The sequence below is a fragment of the Halomonas sp. A40-4 genome (assembly GCF_015767635.1).
In the GTDB taxonomy this organism is placed as follows: domain Bacteria; phylum Pseudomonadota; class Gammaproteobacteria; order Pseudomonadales; family Halomonadaceae; genus Vreelandella; species Vreelandella janggokensis.
Genome location: NZ_CP065230.1, coordinates 3,302,879 through 3,319,865, shown reverse-complemented (window position 1 = coordinate 3,319,865; position 16,987 = coordinate 3,302,879). Strand labels below are relative to the sequence as shown.

The 16,987-nt window shown below is 57.8% G+C and carries 17 protein-coding genes; 7 read left to right on the top strand and 10 right to left on the bottom strand.

Translation table 11 applies throughout. The features are described 5' to 3' along the window. Positions 1-2: 2 nt before the first annotated feature. Positions 3-149 (top strand): hypothetical protein, encoded by a 147-nt coding sequence (locus IT895_RS15515; RefSeq protein ID WP_176243600.1) that lies wholly within the window; start codon positions 3-5, stop codon positions 147-149. 9 nt (positions 150-158) lie between these two features. On the opposite strand, the gene IT895_RS15510 is transcribed toward IT895_RS15515, so the two are convergent. Genes IT895_RS15510 through IT895_RS15500 form a run of 3 tightly spaced genes read right to left on the bottom strand, consistent with a single transcriptional unit; the run spans position 159 to position 2,941 of the window. After that, the gene (locus tag IT895_RS15510; RefSeq protein WP_085917049.1) at positions 159-1,424 is read right to left on the bottom strand and encodes a GGDEF domain-containing protein; all 1,266 of its coding nucleotides are present in this window, start codon (positions 1,422-1,424) and stop codon (positions 159-161) included. Further along, positions 1,417-2,148 carry a substrate-binding periplasmic protein gene (locus tag IT895_RS15505; RefSeq protein WP_085917050.1) on the bottom strand — a complete coding sequence of 244 codons (732 nt, stop codon included), beginning with the start codon at positions 2,146-2,148 and terminating at the stop codon, positions 1,417-1,419. The genes IT895_RS15510 and IT895_RS15505 overlap by 8 nt, the downstream gene beginning before the upstream one ends. Then, complete coding sequence (locus IT895_RS15500) at positions 2,138-2,941, bottom strand: substrate-binding periplasmic protein (RefSeq protein ID WP_199283983.1); 804 nt, start codon at positions 2,939-2,941, stop codon at positions 2,138-2,140. The genes IT895_RS15505 and IT895_RS15500 overlap by 11 nt, the downstream gene beginning before the upstream one ends. Positions 2,942-3,085: 144 nt before the next feature. Between IT895_RS15500 and IT895_RS15495 the strand changes: the two genes are divergently transcribed. From IT895_RS15495 to IT895_RS15480, 4 genes are all read left to right on the top strand, one after another. Further along, positions 3,086-4,435 (top strand): MFS transporter, encoded by a 1,350-nt coding sequence (locus IT895_RS15495; RefSeq protein ID WP_085917052.1) that lies wholly within the window; start codon positions 3,086-3,088, stop codon positions 4,433-4,435. A 66-nt stretch (positions 4,436-4,501) separates the two neighbouring features. Next, positions 4,502-4,681 (top strand): PLDc N-terminal domain-containing protein, encoded by a 180-nt coding sequence (locus IT895_RS15490; RefSeq protein ID WP_085917053.1) that lies wholly within the window; start codon positions 4,502-4,504, stop codon positions 4,679-4,681. A gap of 446 nt (positions 4,682-5,127) precedes the next feature. Then, positions 5,128-5,886 (top strand): winged helix-turn-helix domain-containing protein, encoded by a 759-nt coding sequence (locus tag IT895_RS15485; protein WP_233337280.1) that lies wholly within the window; start codon positions 5,128-5,130, stop codon positions 5,884-5,886. A 13-nt stretch (positions 5,887-5,899) separates the two neighbouring features. Then, on the top strand, positions 5,900-7,495 hold the full coding sequence (locus IT895_RS15480) for an ATP-binding protein (RefSeq protein ID WP_085917055.1): 1,596 nt from the start codon (positions 5,900-5,902) through the stop codon (positions 7,493-7,495). Here IT895_RS15480 and IT895_RS15475 read toward each other — a convergent pair. Next, positions 7,458-8,396 (bottom strand): LysR family transcriptional regulator, encoded by a 939-nt coding sequence (locus IT895_RS15475; RefSeq protein WP_085917056.1) that lies wholly within the window; start codon positions 8,394-8,396, stop codon positions 7,458-7,460. The two genes, IT895_RS15480 and IT895_RS15475, sit on opposite strands and share 38 nt — an antisense overlap. 99 nt (positions 8,397-8,495) lie before the next feature. On the opposite strand from IT895_RS15475, the gene metE reads away from it, so the two are divergent. Continuing rightward, a complete protein-coding gene (gene metE / locus IT895_RS15470) occupies positions 8,496-10,793 on the top strand; it encodes a 5-methyltetrahydropteroyltriglutamate--homocysteine S-methyltransferase (RefSeq protein ID WP_199283982.1) in 2,298 nt (765 codons plus the stop codon). 54 nt (positions 10,794-10,847) lie between these two features. Here the strand turns inward: metE and ppk1 are convergent, their stop codons facing one another. Further along, positions 10,848-12,974: a polyphosphate kinase 1 gene (gene ppk1, locus IT895_RS15465; protein WP_442786537.1), complete on the bottom strand. Its 2,127-nt coding sequence runs from the start codon at positions 12,972-12,974 to the stop codon at positions 10,848-10,850. 205 nt (positions 12,975-13,179) lie between these two features. Then, positions 13,180-14,193, bottom strand: coding sequence for a porphobilinogen synthase (gene hemB, locus IT895_RS15460; protein ID WP_199283980.1), 1,014 nt, complete (start codon positions 14,191-14,193; stop codon positions 13,180-13,182). A 160-nt stretch (positions 14,194-14,353) separates the two neighbouring features. Between hemB and elbB the strand changes: the two genes are divergently transcribed. After that, positions 14,354-15,013, top strand: coding sequence for an isoprenoid biosynthesis glyoxalase ElbB (gene elbB, locus IT895_RS15455; protein ID WP_199283979.1), 660 nt, complete (start codon positions 14,354-14,356; stop codon positions 15,011-15,013). A gap of 82 nt (positions 15,014-15,095) precedes the next feature. Here the strand turns inward: elbB and tatC are convergent, their stop codons facing one another. The 4 genes from tatC to IT895_RS15435 are packed head-to-tail and all read right to left on the bottom strand — an operon-like array spanning position 15,096 to position 16,984. Continuing rightward, positions 15,096-15,881 carry a twin-arginine translocase subunit TatC gene (gene tatC, locus IT895_RS15450; protein ID WP_199283978.1) on the bottom strand — a complete coding sequence of 262 codons (786 nt, stop codon included), beginning with the start codon at positions 15,879-15,881 and terminating at the stop codon, positions 15,096-15,098. Further along, entirely contained in the window at positions 15,878-16,300 is a 423-nt protein-coding gene (gene tatB, locus IT895_RS15445; RefSeq protein ID WP_085917062.1) for a Sec-independent protein translocase protein TatB, read from the bottom strand. Before tatB ends, tatC begins: the two co-directional genes overlap by 4 nt. A gap of 3 nt (positions 16,301-16,303) precedes the next feature. Further along, on the bottom strand, positions 16,304-16,579 hold the full coding sequence (gene tatA, locus IT895_RS15440) for a Sec-independent protein translocase subunit TatA (RefSeq protein WP_085917063.1): 276 nt from the start codon (positions 16,577-16,579) through the stop codon (positions 16,304-16,306). Positions 16,580-16,621: 42 nt separating this feature from the next. Then, positions 16,622-16,984: a phosphoribosyl-ATP diphosphatase gene (locus tag IT895_RS15435; protein WP_085917064.1), complete on the bottom strand. Its 363-nt coding sequence runs from the start codon at positions 16,982-16,984 to the stop codon at positions 16,622-16,624. Positions 16,985-16,987 lie beyond the last annotated feature (3 nt).

The following is a 16,987-nucleotide window of genomic DNA, read 5'->3' as shown; positions in this document are numbered from 1 at the left end:
TGATGGTCAGGCAAACACGGCACGGAGCCACACGGCGGCAGTCCAAAGGGGCTGCCTTTGATCGCTGGCTGGACCATGCCGTGTGTGTCGCTGTCATAACGGCGCTGGTGATCGGGCTTGCCGCTGTCGTCGCACACTGGTGGCTGTGAGCCGGTCGTTCAAGCTGTCCGCGAACGGGTTTCGATGCGGTTTCGGCCCAGATGCTTGGCGTGATACAGGTGCTGGTCTGCCTGTGCCAGCAGTGCCGCTGCACTGAGCGTTGTCTGGGCTGATGTGCTGGCGACCCCCATGCTGGCGGTCAAGTGGGTATGCGTACTTGAGTAAGCGTGAGGAATGGCTAAAGACAGCACTGCCCGGCGTAAACGCTGGGCGACGTCAAGCGCGGCCGCTTCATCTTGATTGGGCAGGACGCAGACAAACTCTTCTCCGCCATAGCGTGCAAGCAGGTCATGGGCCGGGTCGATGCAGTTATTCAACACCTGTGCCACCGCGCGAAGCGTGTCATCTCCCATGGCGTGACCGTAATGGTCGTTAAATTCTTTAAAGTTATCGATATCGATAAAGATAACCGAGAAGGGTTGGGCACCTCGCTTGGCGCGCTTCCACTGCTGTTGATAAAACAGATCAAAATGCCGCCGGTTGGCGACACCGGTCAGTCCATCAATATGCGACAGGTGGTGGAGTTGGTCGCGTTGGTCCAACCCTTGTTGGAAGGCCTGCAGCAAGTGGTCAAGGCTGTCGACCAAATGCCCCAGCTCATCATGACGGTGGCCCCGCAACTGCGGTTTATCCCACTCGCCGGGGCGTTCAGGATCGGCATGCGCGATGGCGTCGTGGACCTTGAGCAGTGGTCGGGTAATAAAGTAATGGAAGAAGGCAATAATCAACAGGCTGAGTATAAAGGCTTCCAGCACGCTGGAGCCAACGACCGATATACTGCGATCAAGGAATTGTTGGGTAAGGCGCTGCTCATCAAGCCGAAGTTCGACCTCGCCCACCACGGCTTCGGGTAAGTCGACGGCCACGTAATAATTCAGCGGAATCTGGTAATGCAGCATATCGCCAAACAGCCGCTGGCTTAACCAACTCGATTCAACCGCCTCGGTGGGAGCAAACTCGGACAGGGGGCTGCCGAAATCGTCGCGGATGGCGACTTCGGCAATTTCGTTATCGCTGAATAACCCATAGGCGATCTGGTGAGCCAGGTCAGGGTTCAGTTGAAAAGCGGCTTCGGCGGCAGCGCCGCTGACGATAGCCAACTGCTGTTCAACACGCTGGGCAACATTCTGGCGCATCGACAAGGCGTGATTAAACAACTCTACACTGCCGGCAATAACGCTGATCAAGATAGCCAGCAATATGGTGAGCAGCGCTTGCTTGGACGTCAGGCTACCCGAGCGCAACGGTATGGAAGTTTTATTCATGGCGCGAAACTCCGCGCGCCTCGCCGAGAGGAGGAAGGTGGTGCTGTAGCCGCTTGATCAGATCCTTGGATACGCTGGGATGACAGGCAAGATAAAGCGGTGCGCGATAAAACGTAAACAGGTGCCGTAACGCCACGTTTTTCGCGTTGGCCAGAAACTCGCCGGTGGCTTTGCCGGTGACGATGACATCAACGAGTCCCGCGTCCAGGCGCGCCAGGTTTTCGCGTTCATTCGGTGCGCGCAGCACGTCGACTCCCTGAGCAGCGACATGATTACCCACCGCATCTTCGCGGAAGCTACCCACACGAAAGTGAGCCAGTTCTTGTATTGAACTCGCCTGGATATCCCGGCCAGCAAGGCTGAATGCTGCCCACTCGTTGATAGCCAGCGGCCCCGCCCAGCGAAAGAGCGCCTCGCGCTCAGTGGTGCGGGTGGTCGAGTAAACGCAGTGTTGCTCGCGCAGGCGTGCAGCCGTATAGGCCCGTGCCCAGGGCAGCACCCGAAACTCCGCGTCAATATCTGCCGCCTGCAATGCCTCGCGCAGCACCTGGGTGGCACTACCCATGATCTGTCCTTGCTCGCTTGGGTAATTGAAGGGTGGGTAATCTTCGGTATTGATGATCAGCGGTGTCGCGCTGAGTGGCTGGCTCAGGGCCAGCAATAACGTAGCAAGCAAAGACCGCCAGCATGACGCGATGCGTTGTTGTATTGGGTTAGTTCGCATGATGGCCGGCCTCCCGGTCTTTTTGTCCAGCACGAACATTCTCCAGGGCCTTCTGCAGGCGATTAATCAGGTCTTGAGCCGTGGCCGGGTTGAAAGCAAAGTATAAATCCGATTCGCTTAACGTATGCACGGCAGTCAATCGACTGGCCTCAACGCCTTCCTGTGTGGCGATCCAGCGCGCCACTTCATCGCTGTAGGCCCATAAATCGACGCGCCCACGACGTAACATGTGCAAGGCGCTGCGGTTATCAATGGCCGGGCGGAGTAACTCGGCCGGGTAGTCGGCTTCTTGCAGCGCCTGAGCGCCAATATCTTCACGAATCACCGTGATGCTCAACCGCTTGTCAATTGCCTCTTCCAGCGACGCGAGCCGAGCGACCTGGTTATCCCAGGTCAACAGTACGACCCGGTCGCGTGCGATGGGGCCTACCCATTTGAAGTGTGCTTCTCGGGCAGGGGTGCGGGTGGTCGAAAATAACGCTGTATTGGGTTCACTTTGCGCCAACTCGTAGCCGCGTATCCAAGGGTAGTAGAGAATATCCTCACGCTTGAAAGGTGTGCCAGCCTGCTCAAGTATTGACTCAAGCAGCGTGATCGCTCGGCCTTCCAATTGGCCAGTCTGTGGGTCCTGATAATTATAGGGAGGGTATTCTTCGGTAACAAAGGTGAGCGACGTCAGGTCAGAAGACGAGCCGCCAGCGAGTGCCAGCGGTGCGAGAAGCGACAGTAGGCCTGCTAGCCAGCGCCCGACGATCGGCTTTCGACGACACCTTACTCCCCCCGCTTCCTTCATGTATTAACGTCCCTGTTATTAGATGATCAATCAAACTTAGAGCAAGCTGCCGCGACTGTCACCTCTATTCTTCCAACGATAGGCGTGTCGCTTTTGTGCGCCAACCTGATACGCTTGGCACCTTGTTAGCTGGTGAGAGACATCATGGTGCACGCTCAACCTACCCAAGCTGCTTCAGGCTTCGCTTCGCGTCGTGAAATTTTTGGCTGGGCGATGTTCGATTTTGCCAACCAAGCCTATACCTTGCTGATTATCACTGTGGTTTTCGGTGAATTGTTTACCACCGTGATTGTGGGTGACCGCGGCGATAACTTTCGTCTTGCCAATCTGCTATGGAGTCTCGCCCTGGCTACCAGTTATTTGTTGGTAGTTGTCACCGCACCCTTATGCGGCGCAATCATGGATGAGCGGGCAGAAAAGAAACGCTTCCTGCTGTTCAGCTACCTGGCGACGGTTGCGACGACCGCTATGCTGTATTTTGTGGCGCCTGGCTATGTGGTCATCGGGCTCATACTCATCATCATTTCGAACTATGCCTACTCGATGGGTGAGTCATTTATCGCGGCCTTTCTGCCTTCGCTGGGTCCTCCCGAGGCATTGGGTAAGATCTCCGGGTTTGGCTGGGCGCTGGGCTATATCGGTGGGCTCTTTGCCGCGGGGTTCACGCTGGTGGTGTTGGGCGAAGCAAGCGCTGATAACTTCGAGCGCATTCGCTGGGTAGGTCCCTTCGCTGCTGGATTTTTCCTGGTGGCCGCCATACCCACCTTCATATGGCTGAAAGAGCGGGCAATGCCGCAACCGCATCGCGGATCCTACTGGCATACGGCGCGTCGGCGCGTCACTGCTACCTTTCATGACCTGAAGCATTTCAGGGATCTGTCGGTGTTTCTGGTATCGCTGCTGTTTTCGATGGCAGGGGTGTACATCATCATCGCCTTTGCCTTTATTTACGGCGCCCAGGTGATTGGTTGGGAAGCAAGCGTGCGCAATATCATGTTCATTATTGTGCAAATTACGGCGGCCGCCGGGGCGTTAGGGTTTGGTTGGATTCAGGACCGGCTGGGTGCCAAGCGTACCTATCAGATTACTCTGGGGCTGTGGATCGCCGCCATTCTGGCTATCTGGCTGACCCCGCAGTTCACCGACTGGGTGAACCAGGTCACTGAATGGCAATGGCAACCTCAGTATGTCTTCTTGTTCGTGGGGTGTTTAGCCGGGCTGAGCCTGGGTTCCAGTCAATCGGCAAGCCGCGCGCTGGTCGGTTTATTCTCGCCAACGACCAAGTCAGCGGAGTTCTTTGGCTTTTGGGGGCTGGCCAACAAGCTGGCAGGTGTCATCGGGATTGTGCTGCTGGGAGGGTTGCAGGCCTTGGTCGGTCTCCAGGCATCTATTCTGCTGTGCGCGGTATTGTTTGGCGTGGCGATGCTGGTTTGCGCAAGGGTAAATGAAGCGCGTGGTCGCCAGGCCGCCCTGAACTGGCAGGCATCCTCTTAGTCGCTTGTGTCAGCTGTAGCTATATGCTTAGCTGCACAGTCATGGATCCCAATACAAGGAGTTGATATGGGCATTGAAGTGGGTGGATTACTGGGGCTTATCTGGCTCGTCATCATCGTCTGGGCCATCATTAAGGTAGCGAAAAGCACTGCCGGTGGCCTGGCCAAGTTACTATGGATATTGGTGTTGCTGTTTTTTCCGCTGGTCGGGCTGATCGTGTGGTTGCTGCTGGGGCCGAAAGGATAGCGAAACGTTACTGGTGATGTAGATATGAATAAGGCAGGCCCTGAGCCTGCCTTATTAAGTCACTACTATAGATAAATGGCGATCAGCTTTGTTCTTCACCGGGAGGGGATTTGTAATGCCCAGGGATTTTAAGTTTCTCCCCGTTAGGCAAATCACGCACTTGGGTAGGAACGTAAACACGTTTGATGACACTTTTGGGTTTGTCACTTCCCATGACCGTCTCCTCCTGTCAGGTTGACGACAGCGTAGTCACTTACATTAGCTGTCGGTGTGGCAAGAATCAAGCGGCGGCTTTTGGGTAAAATGTTTAAGAAACGTGCATATTGCGTCAGCTGACAAGCGCTTGAGCACTTTTGAGGTATTCTGTAAATAAACATAAACAGCCTGCTTCTGAGTGGGGTAAGCAGGCGATAAGACACATAGCTTAAGTGGAGTTGACAACTAGGATGGTGGATCACTTAGAAGAACGGTTTCAGACGCTTGGAAGTCAAGAATCGCACAAGCCTGATTATCCCGACCAGGATCACGTGCTCATCATTGAGGATGATCAGCGCCTGGCTGAGCTGACCCGGGATTATCTGGAAGCCAACGGCTTTCAAGTCACGCTGGAGGCTGATGGGGCGAAGGGAGTGGATCGCATCCTGACCCTGCAGCCGGATCTGGTGATTCTTGATTTAATGCTGCCCGGGGAAGACGGCCTGGCGATCTGTCGTCGCGTGCGACCCAACTTTGCAGGTCCGATCATGATGTTGACGGCACGTACGGACGATCTGGATCAGGTATTGGGACTTGAAATGGGCGCGGATGACTATGTGCCCAAGCCTGTTCAGCCAAGGGTACTCCTGGCCCGCATGCGAGCGCTGTTGCGGCGTGCCGACGGGCCAGCCTCGGAAGGCGAAATACGTCTGCGCTTCGAGAATCTTGAAATCGATAATGCCACCCGTGAAGCCTGGCTGTCGGGGGAACGCATCGATTTGACCAGCGCCGAGTTCGACCTGCTTTGGTTGCTGGCGCGCAATGCCGGGCGTGTGCTCACCCGTGAAGAGATTTTTAATGATCTGCGTGGGATCAAATATGATGGGCAGGATCGTTCGATCGATGTGAGAGTGTCACGTATTCGTCCCAAGATTGGTGATGACCCCAACCAGCCCCACCGTATCAAGACGGTACGTAGTAAGGGCTACCTGTTTGTAAAAGACAGCTAAGAAGGACAGCTACATGCGGCGGGTGCTCAGCCACGGCTCGTTTTTACGCTTTTATCTGCTGCTGGGTGCCGCGCTGCTAATGGTGTTTTTAATTGCCCTGGGCGGGCGCGCCTTTATCGAGCAGGTTAGCCGCGAGGACTATCGCGAGGCATTAACGGCGCTGCCAATGTCATTAATGACGCAGCAACTCGCCGACAGCACGCCGCGCGAACGCCAGGCGAAGCTAGCGGGTTGGGCTGAGCAGCTCGATATGCAGTTGACACTTTTGCCGTTGGAAGATGCTTCCCTGAGCTATTTCGAGCGTGCCCGCCTGGAGCGGGGAAAAGTACTGGTGGCGACGTCTCCCTGGCGACTACAGCGCCGCCTCCCTGGCCAACCCTGGCTGTTACAGGCCGACTTCCCTTACTGGAGCGAGCGACAGTGGCACGCCACCATAGAGATACTCGGTGCGTGGCTGTCGCCGCTTGACGGTAACGAACGTCGTGAGCGGCTTGGTGCACTGGAGCAGGGTGGCTGGCCACTTTCGCTGACCGATCGCCCCCCTGCTGCGTTGAGTGATGCGCAGCGTCGCCAGCTCGATCGCGGCGAGGTCGTCACGCGTTTACGCGGTGAACAACTATCGATAAGCTTCGTCTATCAGCTGTCCGACGGCTCCCAATGGCTTGAAGTAGGGCCTGCAGCCGGGGGCTCCGTCCTGCCGTTGAACCTTCACCTGCCGTTATTGATGGCTCTGATGGTCGTGCTGGCGCTGATTATCTACCTGGTGATGCGCAGTATCGAATCACGCATGGCGCGTCTCGAGCTGGCGGCGACAAGGATTGCCAGTGGTCGCCTGGAAACCCGCGTCAAAGTCGAAAGCGGCGACTTTCTTGGGCGCCTGGGCATGGCGTTCAACGGGATGGCCAATCAGGTGCAGTCGCTGTTGCGTGGGCAGCAGGAGATGATTCGCGCCGTGTCACACGAGCTGCGAACGCCGGTAGCCCGTATCCGTTTTGCCGTGCAAATGGTCGAGGATATGACCGATCAGCCCGCGATACGACGCCAGCTTCAGGGTATCGATACCGATATTGCCGAGTTGGATGAGCTGATCGATGAAATTCTCACCTATGCCCGGCTGGGGGGCGAGACGGTCAACGGCGCCGAGCTGGAAACGTCGCTGGTGGAATGTCGGGCGATGGCCGAGCGGGTGATCGATTCGCTTTCGCCGCTTCATGAAGGCTTGTCGATAACGCTGGCGCCGGGGCCTGACGTCGAGCTCCTGGCGGAGCCTCGCTACCTGCAGCGCGCGCTGCAGAACCTGGTCAGTAATGCCTGCCGACATGGTCAGTCCAAGGTGGTGATTGGACTATGGGATGAGCCCCACCTGGTGCGTATTGACGTGGAGGATGATGGACCGGGGATTCCAGCCGATGCTCGGGCCGACGTGTTCAAACCCTTCGCCCGTCTGGACGATAGCCGTGCGCGCAGTTCGGGGGGCTACGGGCTGGGGTTGTCGATTGTGCAAAAAGTCATGGCAGGCCATGGCGGTAGCGTCACCGTGGATACCAGCCCTTCCCTGGGTGGCGCGCGCTTCACGCTACTGATTCCGCGTCGCGAGTCGCCGGTTTGATACCGTTGAGGACGGCAAACGACGTTTCCCGTGCGGTGCGTAAAAAATCCTGCATCCATGGCGCCTCCAGCGTTTCTTCCCGCACGGCGGCATACAGCGTGCTCCACACACCCTGCTCTCCAAGCTTCACGGCACTAACGTAGTCGCGTTCCAGGTACTCCGAGAGCGCCCAGTTAGGCAGCGCACAGACACCACGGCCGCTGGCGACAAGCTGCATCATCATGATCGTCAGCTCGGCGGTGCGGATTTCCCGGGGGCGCACATTGGCGGGTGTTAAAAACTGGCTAAAGACGTCAAGTCGTGACTGCTCGACCGGGTAGGTGATCAGGGTTTCATCGGCCAGTGCCTCGGGCGTCACGAAGCTCTGACCGGCAAGTGGATGTTGCCTGGCAACCGCGAGCAATCCTTCATAGCGGAACAGCGGCGCGTAGTGCACCCCCTCGATGGGCTGCGGATCAGCCGTGATCACCAGATCGAGCTGTTCGCGCGCCAGCGCGGGCAGCGGGTCAAAGTGGTGGCCGCTGGGTATGTCGATCTCGACCTCGGGCCAGTGATCGCGAAAGTAGTCCACCGTGGGCATCAGCCACTGGAAGCAACTGTGGCACTCAATGGCCATGTGCAGTCTCCCCATTTCGGTTCCGGCCATGCGTGCCAGGTCGCGCTCGGCCTTGCGCACTTCGGGCAGAACCTCATCAGCGAGTGCCAGTAAACGCAGTCCGGCGCGGGTGAATTCAACCGGCCGGGTCTTGCGCATGAACAGTGGGCTATCCACCCGGCTTTCAAGGTCTTTCAACTGATGTGACAGCGCAGATTGGGTGAGATGGACCCGCTCGGCCGCCTCTACCAGAGACCCTGTCTCACGGAGCGCCAGCAGGGTGCGCAAGTGGCGTAATTCAATCATAATGAAGGTTTTTCATATTTAATATTAAAAACTTTAGTTTGATTCACTTTCTGTCGATGCCCAGACTAAGTGAAATCATTCACGTTGCAAGGTTTCATCATGACAGTTTCTCATATCCTCGGCTATCCCCGAATTGGCGCTCGTCGCGAGCTCAAAAAAGCCACTGAAGCCTACTGGCAGGGCGAGTGTTCCCGCGAAGAGCTTGAACAGACCGGCCGGGACTTGCGTTTGCGCCATTGGCAAGCCCAACAGGCGGCGGGACTCGACATGGTCAGCGTGGGCGATTTCGCGTTTTACGATCAGGTGCTGAATGTCTCGGTGCTGTTAGGCGCGGTGCCCGAGCGCTTCAATGCGGCACAGGAAGTGGCGGCGGGTGACGTTGACCTGGATACCACCTTTCGCATGGCGCGGGGACGTGCGCCCAGCGGCGAACCGGCAGCTGCCTGCGAAATGACCAAGTACTTTGATACCAACTATCATTATCTGGTCCCGGAGCTGCACCAAGGGCAACGTTTTGCTCTGGCCTCCAACCGGCTTTTCGACGAAGTCGATGAAGCATTGACCGCGGGATTTACCCCCAAGGTGACCCTGACCGGTCCGCTCACCTGGCTGTGGCTGGGGAAATCCCAAAGCGCCGAGCTGGACCGATTGACGTTGCTGGATAGCATCCTGGATGTCTACTGCGACGTGCTGGCACGCCTGGCCACCCAGGGGGTCGAGTGGGTTCAACTGGATGAGCCAGCACTGGTGCAGGACTTGCCCCTTGCCTGGCAGCAGGCCTTTGAACGCGCCTATCACCGCTTGCAGTCCGCTCCCTTGAAGCTGATGGTGGCCAGCTACTTTGGCGGCCTGGGTGATAATCTGTCGGTGGCGACCCGGCTGCCGGTGGATGGGCTTCACATTGATGCAGTGCGCGCGCCTCAGCAGGTAGACAGCGTGATTGATCGACTGAGCCCGCACCAGGTGCTATCGGTGGGGTTTGTTGATGGCCGCAATATCTGGCGTGCCGACCTTGCCGCGCTGCGCGAACGCCTGCTGCCGCTCAAGGTTCGCCTGGGCAAGCGGCTCTGGCTGGCGCCAAGCTGTTCGCTGCTGCACGTGCCTGTGGATCTTGCCCAGGAGACAGACCTTGATGAAGCTTTGGTCAGTTGGCTGGCCTTTGCCCGCCAAAAGCTCGACGAAGTGGTTTCCCTGGCCCGGCTGATCGATAATCGCGCCACCGACCTTGATGGGCAGCGCTTGAAAGCGGCAACGCAGGCGTTGGATGTCCGGCGTGAATCAGGGCGTATTCATCAGCCAGCCGTCAGTGCTCGCGTTGCCGCTATCACGTCCGAGGACAGCCAGCGCGGCTCTCCCTATGCAGAACGCGCGGTGGCGCAACGGCGTGCCCTGAACCTGCCCCTGTTGCCGACCACGACGATTGGCTCCTTCCCGCAAACCTCCGATATTCGTGCGGCGCGGCGTGCTTTTAAAGCGGGTGAGATAAGCCAGGCCGACTACGAGGCGCGCATGCGCTCGGACATTGCCTACGCGGTCGAGCGTCAGGAAGCTTTGGGTCTGGATGTGCTGGTTCACGGTGAGGCCGAGCGCAACGATATGGTGGAGTACTTTGGTGAACAGCTGGACGGCTTTGCCTTTACCCGTTTTGGCTGGGTGCAAAGCTATGGCTCGCGGTGCGTCAAGCCGCCGGTCATTTTTGGTGACGTGAACCGTCCGGCCGCCATGACTGTACGCTGGAGCGAGTATGCGCAAACGCTGACCGACAAGCCCATGAAGGGCATGCTGACGGGGCCGGTGACGATCCTGCAGTGGTCGTTTGTACGCGATGATCAGTCCCGGGAAACCACCTGTCAGCAGATTGCCCTCGCGCTGCGCGACGAAGTGCAGGATCTGGAGCGCGCCGGCATCAGGATCATTCAAATCGACGAGCCCGCCCTGCGGGAGGGCTTGCCGCTGCGCCAGCATGAATGGCAGGGCTACCTGGACTGGGCAGTGACGTGTTTCCGATTAAGTGCCTCAGGCGTCGACGACAGCACCCAGATTCACACCCATATGTGCTATTCGGAGTTCAACGACATCATAGGTGCGATTGCGGCGCTGGACGCTGACGTGATCACCATCGAAACGTCACGCTCGAATATGGAATTGCTGGACGCTTTCCAGGACTTTGCCTATCCCAATGAAATGGGGCCCGGTGTTTACGATATCCACACGCCGAATATTCCCGATGTGGCGTGGATGGTCGATTTGCTGGAAAAGGCGCTGGAAAAGATGCCCGCCGAGCGGCTGTGGGTCAATCCGGACTGCGGCCTGAAAACCCGCACCTGGGCGGAGGTGGAGCCGGCCCTGGCCAATATGGTCCAGGCAGCCCGGCAGATTCGTCAGCGCTATACGTAAGCGACATACCACAGGACGTTTAACCCCGGCTTGGTGCCGGGGTGTTTAACTGGGCTAGCTTTTGCTGGCGTAGGCGTAGAGCAGGGTTTCCTGGGCGCTGATCGCATCCCCGCTACCGGGGTTTTGAAGGTGATAACTGCCGTCGCTTTGCAGCAGCCAGCTCTGGCAATTGTCGACCAGGTAGGTTTCCAGGTCCTTGCGTACCCGCGTGGCGAGCTTTTTATCCAATAGTGGAAAGCAGGTTTCCACCCGGTGGAACATGTTGCGCGACATGAAGTCGGCGCTTGAACACCAGATCTCCGGCTTGCCGTCGTTGTGGAAATGGAAAACCCGTGTGTGTTCCAGGAAACGGCCAATGATCGAGCGCACACGAATATTGTCCGACACACCCGGCAGGCCGGGTTTCAGGCAGCACATGCCACGAATGATCAGGTCGCATTCAACACCCTCCTGGGAGGCGCGATAAAGCGCCTTGATCAGTTTCGGCTCGGTGAGCGAATTGCACTTGATGATGATGTGGGCTCGCTTGCCCTTGCGGGCGACCTGGGCTTCACGGTCGATCATTTCCATGAGCCGCTCGTGCAGGGTAAACGGCGCATGGAGCAGCGTGTCGATCTTGCGCGCGCGGCCCATCCCCGACAGTTGCTGAAACACCCGGTGAACGTCGGCGCAAAGTGCCTTGTTGGCGGTCAGCAGGCTATAGTCGGTGTACAGCTTGGCGGTCTTCGAATGGTAGTTACCAGTACCCAGATGGGCGTAGTGGCGTAGTTCACCGCGTTCGCGGCGCACGATGTGCAGCATCTTGGCATGCGTCTTGTACGCCATGATGCCGTAAATCACGATGGCCCCGGCTTCCTGCAGGCGCGATGCCAGCTGTAGATTATCGGCTTCGTCAAAGCGCGCGCGCAGCTCGATCACCACGGTGACTTCTTTGCCCTGGCTGGCCGCGTCCACTAGTGCGCTGACAATCGGCGAATCGGCCCCGGTGCGGTAGAGCGTCTGTTTGATGGCCAGCACATTCGGGTCGCGGGCTGCTTCGCTGAGCAGGTCCTCAATTGGCGAAAACGACTGGAAAGGGTGGTGCAGCAGCACGTCCTGCTTGGCGATGGCATCAAACAGGCTGCCGCCTTTCAGGGCTTTGGGGATCCCAGGCGTGTACGGCCTGTAGAGCAGCTCCGGCCGGTCAACATCGCCAAGAACGGCCATCATCCGGGTCAGGTTGACCGGGCCTTGCACACGGTACAGGTCGTCAGCTTCAAGGCTGAATTGGCGCAGCAGGAAGTTGGTCAGGTCGTCCGGGCAGTTATCGGCTACCTCCAGACGTACGCCACTGCCATAGCGGCGAGCCAAAAGCTCGCCACGCAGCGCGGAGGCCAGGTCGGAGACCTCTTCCGGGTCAACGCTCATGTCGGCGTTGCGTGTCAGGCGGAACTGGTAGCAACCGCGCACCTTCATGCCTGGAAACAGTTCTTCAGCATGGGCATGAATCATCGACGACAGGAACACGTACTCGGTATAGCCCTCGCTGCACAGATGCTTAGGCAGCGCCATGAGGCGTGGCAACGAGCGGGGCGCGGGGAGAATCGCCATGCCCCCGGCGCGTCCAAAGGCATCTTTGCCCTCCAGCTCGACGATAAAGTTGAGGCTTTTGTTCACCAACCGCGGAAAAGGGTGCGAGGGGTCCAGACCGATGGGACTGATGACCGGCATGATGTCGTTGTTGAACAGCTCGTGGACCCAGTCTTTTTGCGCCTTTGTCCATTGGTCGCGGCGACGGAACCTTAGCCCCTGCGCTTCTAGAGCAGGCAACAATGTATCGTTGAGAATCTGATACTGGCGGACGATTTGCGCGTGGGCAATGTCAGAAATCTCGGCAAGCACCGCCCTTGGCAGCCGCCCGTCGGCACCCGTTGTATCGTCACCCAGGGCAATCTGGTGCTTGAGTCCGGCCACGCGAATTTCAAAGAACTCATCCATGTTGGATGAAAAAATCAGCAAGAACATCAATCGGTTGAGCAGTGGATGTGCTTCATCCAGCGCCTGCTCCAGCACACGGATATTGAACTGCAGGTGGGAGAGCTCGCGATTGAAGTAAAGCTGCGGGTCGTCCAGATCGGTCTCAGGCAGCGCTTCGCGGGCCTGAACGCCTGTGGGCGTGCGGTTGACGCGAAGCGTGGACATCTCGGTGTCGCTACCGTCATTGTCATGGCGCGGGTAGGGCGAGTTATCGGTGACCTGGTCGTCCATGGTAGCTGCCTCCGGCGTTAGTCGTCTCTGAGCATATCACTGCCTGATACGCATCTGTTAACGCAGTATGGCGGAGGAAGATGACAAAGACGTGTCACGGCATTGTCATCTACGCTTTACTGGCTTCAGCCTCCCAGGATCAACGCGCATTCGTCAGCAGACGTGCGGCGTCAAGGGCAAAGTAGCTCAGAATACCGTCTGCCCCGGCGCGCTTGAAGCACATCAGAGACTCCAGGATGACCGTGTCGGCATCCAGCCAGCCATTGTCGAAAGCAGCGCGGTGCATCGCGTATTCGCCACTTACCTGATAGGCATAGGTGGGCACGCGCAACTCGCTTTTGACCCGCCGGACAACATCCAGGTAAGGCATTCCCGGTTTGACCATGACCATGTCAGCTCCCTCGGCAATGTCCATTGCCACCTCATGAAGGGCTTCGTCGCTGTTGGCCGGGTCCATCTGGTACGTCCGCTTGTCGGCTTTGCCCAGGTTGGCGGAGGAGCCCACGGCATCGCGGAAGGGACCGTAGTAGTGCGAGGCGTACTTGGCACTGTAAGCCATGATGCGCACGTTGTGCAGATGCTCCTGTTCAAGCACCTGGCGGATAGCGCTGATACGCCCGTCCATCATGTCGGAGGGGGCAACGACATCGGCACCGGCTTCGGCATGGGAGAGCGCCTGTTTGAGCAGGGTGTCGACAGTGCGGTCGTTAAGCACGTACCCGTTCTCGTCGATAATCCCATCCTGGCCGTGGATGGTGTACGGGTCCAGGGCGACGTCGGTGATGATACCCAGTTCCGGCAGCGCCTCCTTGAGTGCGCGCACGCTGCGCTGTACGAGCCCGTTGGCGTTGTAGGCCTCTTCGGCGAGTTCGGTTTTCTGTTCACCGCCGACAACCGGGAACAGCGCGATTGCGGGAATGCCCAGCGCATAGGCGTCGCGGGCCTGCTCGATCAACAGGTCAATCGACAGGCGCTCCACACCCGGCATAGAGGCGATGGCTTCGCGCTGCTGGCTGCCTTCCAGGACGAAAACCGGCAGAATGAGGTCGCCGGGCGTCAGCGTTGATTCGCGCATTAAACGGCGGGAGAAGTCGTCGCGGCGCATGCGACGCAGACGCGTCGCGGGAAAGTGGCGAGGGGTAGGTGTACTCAACGGTATTCTCCACAAAAACTCGTAAATGAGGGTATCTGCCGACCTTGGCTGAGTATATCAGCCCTGGTCTGCATCGAAAGCCGTCTTGTGGTGCGCTGAAAGACTGACTAAAGTGGCGCAAACGCTGCTGAACGAGCAGGCCCTGCACAAGGAGAAAAGCATGACCAAACAGGTAGCAGTGATTCTTGCTGGCTGCGGTGTATTCGACGGGTCGGAAATTTACGAAACCACCCTGACGCTACTGCGCTTGGACCAGTTGGGGATAGGATATCGTTGTTTTGCCCCGGATATCGAGCAGCACCATGTGGTCAATCACCTCACCCAGGAGACTGACACGGACGAAAAACGTGACGTGCTGGTGGAATCAGCACGTCTGGCCCGCGGTGACGTCAGCCCACTAACTGACCTGGCGGCTGACGAATTTGACGCGGTAATTGTACCGGGTGGTTTTGGTGTCGCCAAAAACCTGTCGGATTTCGCCTTGGCGGGAGACAGCATGCAGGTGTTGGCGTCGTTCAGGGAAGTCCTGTCAGGCTTTCGCGAAGATGCCAAGCCGATCGGCCTGATCTGCATTGCGCCAGTGTTGGCGACGCGTTTGTTGGGTGACGGGATCGCCGTGACGGTGGGCAATGATCCTGGCGTATCCGGGGCCATCAGCGCCATGGGCGGCCTTCACCGTAGCTGTAGTGTCGAGGATATCGTGGTCGATCTTGAGCACCGCGTGGTCTCGACGCCTGCCTATATGCTGGCAACGCGGATCAGTGAAGCGGCCACCGGCATCTTCAAGCTCGTTGATCGGATCGATGAAATGATGGACTGACCCATTAGCGACGCTTTCCGCCGGACGTCTATATCCATCCACAAACCGCTGCCTTTGGGCAGCGGTTTGTTTTTAGTGCGAGCTATTCTTCACCTGACGCTTCGGCGGCCTTTTCGGCGCGCCGCTTGCGGACCAGGCGGCCAAACAGCAGGCCAACCTCGTAAAGCAGGTACATGGGAATGGCCAGCAGGCTTTGCGATATGACGTCGGGTGGTGTGAGCACCATGCCAATCACGAAACAGCCCAGGATAATGTACGGGCGTTTTTGGGAGAGGCTCTCGACCGTGGTCGCGCCGGACAGAATCAGTAAAAACGTGGCAACCGGAATTTCAAACGCCACGCCAAAGGCAAAGAAGAGCTTGAGCACGAAGTTCAGGTACTGATTGATATCCGTCATTACCGTGATGTTTTCCGGCCCTGCCTGGGTGAAAAACGCAAACAGCAACGGAAACACCACGTAATATGCAAACGCCGCCCCGGCATAGAACAGCATAATGCTGGAGACCAGGATCGGAATTGCCAGTGCTTTCTCGTTATCGTAAAGCCCTGGTGCGATAAACGACCAAGCCTGGTGCAGCACAAACGGCACCGCAATAAATAGCGCTGTTACCAACGTCAGTTTGAACGGTGCAAGAAACGGTGAGGCCACTTCGGTCGCAATCATTTGCGACCCTGGGGGCAGCAGCGCCATCAGCGGTTCTGCCACGAAAAGATAGATGTCGTTCGAGAACGCATAAAGCCCGAGAAAGATCAAAAGAATCGCGATAACCGCGCGCATCAGTCTCGAGCGCAGTTCAATGAGGTGCTCGATTAACGGCGCTTGTTTCTGATCATTGCTGGGCTCCTGCGAATCATCAGAGGTGCTCATGGGTGCTTGCTGTCCTTGGTAGATGACTCGGCGTCGGGCGACGCGGGTGCTTTCTCACGGACGGTTTCCAGTGCTTCATCCAGATGCGAGGCGGCACTGGCGGCACGCTTTTCCGACGTCGTTGATGGGTCGCCGGAGGCTGGCGTTGGCTTTTCGGGGGCGTCCGCTATCCGCTCTACGTCATGCTTGGCTTTGCGAAGGCTGTCATCGAGCTTTTTCTGCTGGTCAGAGAGCGTTTGACGCAGATCTTCCGCTTCGAGCTGGGCGCTGATTTCGCGCTGCATGCCCGAGACGGTGCGCTTGATCTTGCCGACCCACAGGCCGACCGTGCGCGCCGCGCGGGGAAGGCGTTCCGGACCCAGTACCAGGAGCCCGACAACGCCAATGACCAGAATTTCAAAAAAGCCAAAATCGAACATGGCTTATTTGCGCTCGTCTTGATGATCAGCTGTCTGTTTTTCTTTCTCTTCCGCTTGAACGTCGTAAGTGTTGCCAGCCTCATCGTGACGAACTTTCGCCTGGGGCTGGTCATCGTCCTTCTTGCTGGCGTCTTTCTCGTCTTCATGGACGGCTTTCTTGAAGCCTTTCACCGCACCGCCCAGGTCGGTACCGACGTTGCGGAGCTTTTTCGTGCCGAAAACCAGGATGATGATGCCTAGTACAATCAGCAACTGCCAAATACTGATACCACCTAACATAAGCGTGTCCTCGTGATGGGGCTGTGTTGCAAAGCCTGAAGGCTATTGTTGACGCGCCGCTTTTTCGTCGTGGCCGGAAATGCCGAAACGGCGCGCCAATTCGTTGAGTACATCCTGGTGATCCAGGTCCAGATGCGACAGCATCACCAGGCTATGAAACCATAGGTCGGCGGTTTCGGCGACCAGTGCCTGTCGCTCGTCAAAGCTGCCATGTTCGGCGTCTTTGGCGGCGAGCAGTGTTTCGGTGGCTTCCTCGCCGAGTTTTTCGAGTATCTTGTTCAATCCCTTGTAATGCAAGGAGGCAACATAAGAATCGTCCGGCGACGCGTGACGACGCTGACGTAATACGTCGGCGAGCGCATCAAGCACAGGTGCATTATTAGGGGTGTAAGGCGTCGTGTCCATGGG

Excerpts from the sequence above, each read along its gene's own strand:
- IT895_RS15515 (WP_176243600.1), top strand. The coding sequence starts at position 3 with ATGGTCAGGCAAACACGGCACGGAGCCACACGGCGGCAGTCCAAAGGG.
- IT895_RS15510 (WP_085917049.1), bottom strand. The coding sequence starts at position 1,424 with ATGAATAAAACTTCCATACCGTTGCGCTCGGGTAGCCTGACGTCCAAG.
- IT895_RS15505 (WP_085917050.1), bottom strand. The coding sequence starts at position 2,148 with ATGCGAACTAACCCAATACAACAACGCATCGCGTCATGCTGGCGGTCT.
- IT895_RS15500 (WP_199283983.1), bottom strand. The coding sequence starts at position 2,941 with ATGAAGGAAGCGGGGGGAGTAAGGTGTCGTCGAAAGCCGATCGTCGGG.
- IT895_RS15495 (WP_085917052.1), top strand. The coding sequence starts at position 3,086 with ATGGTGCACGCTCAACCTACCCAAGCTGCTTCAGGCTTCGCTTCGCGT.
- IT895_RS15490 (WP_085917053.1), top strand. The coding sequence starts at position 4,502 with ATGGGCATTGAAGTGGGTGGATTACTGGGGCTTATCTGGCTCGTCATC.
- IT895_RS15485 (WP_233337280.1), top strand. The coding sequence starts at position 5,128 with ATGGTGGATCACTTAGAAGAACGGTTTCAGACGCTTGGAAGTCAAGAA.
- IT895_RS15480 (WP_085917055.1), top strand. The coding sequence starts at position 5,900 with ATGCGGCGGGTGCTCAGCCACGGCTCGTTTTTACGCTTTTATCTGCTG.
- IT895_RS15475 (WP_085917056.1), bottom strand. The coding sequence starts at position 8,396 with ATGATTGAATTACGCCACTTGCGCACCCTGCTGGCGCTCCGTGAGACA.
- metE (WP_199283982.1), top strand. The coding sequence starts at position 8,496 with ATGACAGTTTCTCATATCCTCGGCTATCCCCGAATTGGCGCTCGTCGC.
- ppk1 (WP_442786537.1), bottom strand. The coding sequence starts at position 12,974 with ATGTCCACGCTTCGCGTCAACCGCACGCCCACAGGCGTTCAGGCCCGC.
- elbB (WP_199283979.1), top strand. The coding sequence starts at position 14,354 with ATGACCAAACAGGTAGCAGTGATTCTTGCTGGCTGCGGTGTATTCGAC.
- tatC (WP_199283978.1), bottom strand. The coding sequence starts at position 15,881 with ATGAGCACCTCTGATGATTCGCAGGAGCCCAGCAATGATCAGAAACAA.
- tatB (WP_085917062.1), bottom strand. The coding sequence starts at position 16,300 with ATGTTCGATTTTGGCTTTTTTGAAATTCTGGTCATTGGCGTTGTCGGG.
- tatA (WP_085917063.1), bottom strand. The coding sequence starts at position 16,579 with ATGTTAGGTGGTATCAGTATTTGGCAGTTGCTGATTGTACTAGGCATC.
- IT895_RS15435 (WP_085917064.1), bottom strand. The coding sequence starts at position 16,984 with ATGGACACGACGCCTTACACCCCTAATAATGCACCTGTGCTTGATGCG.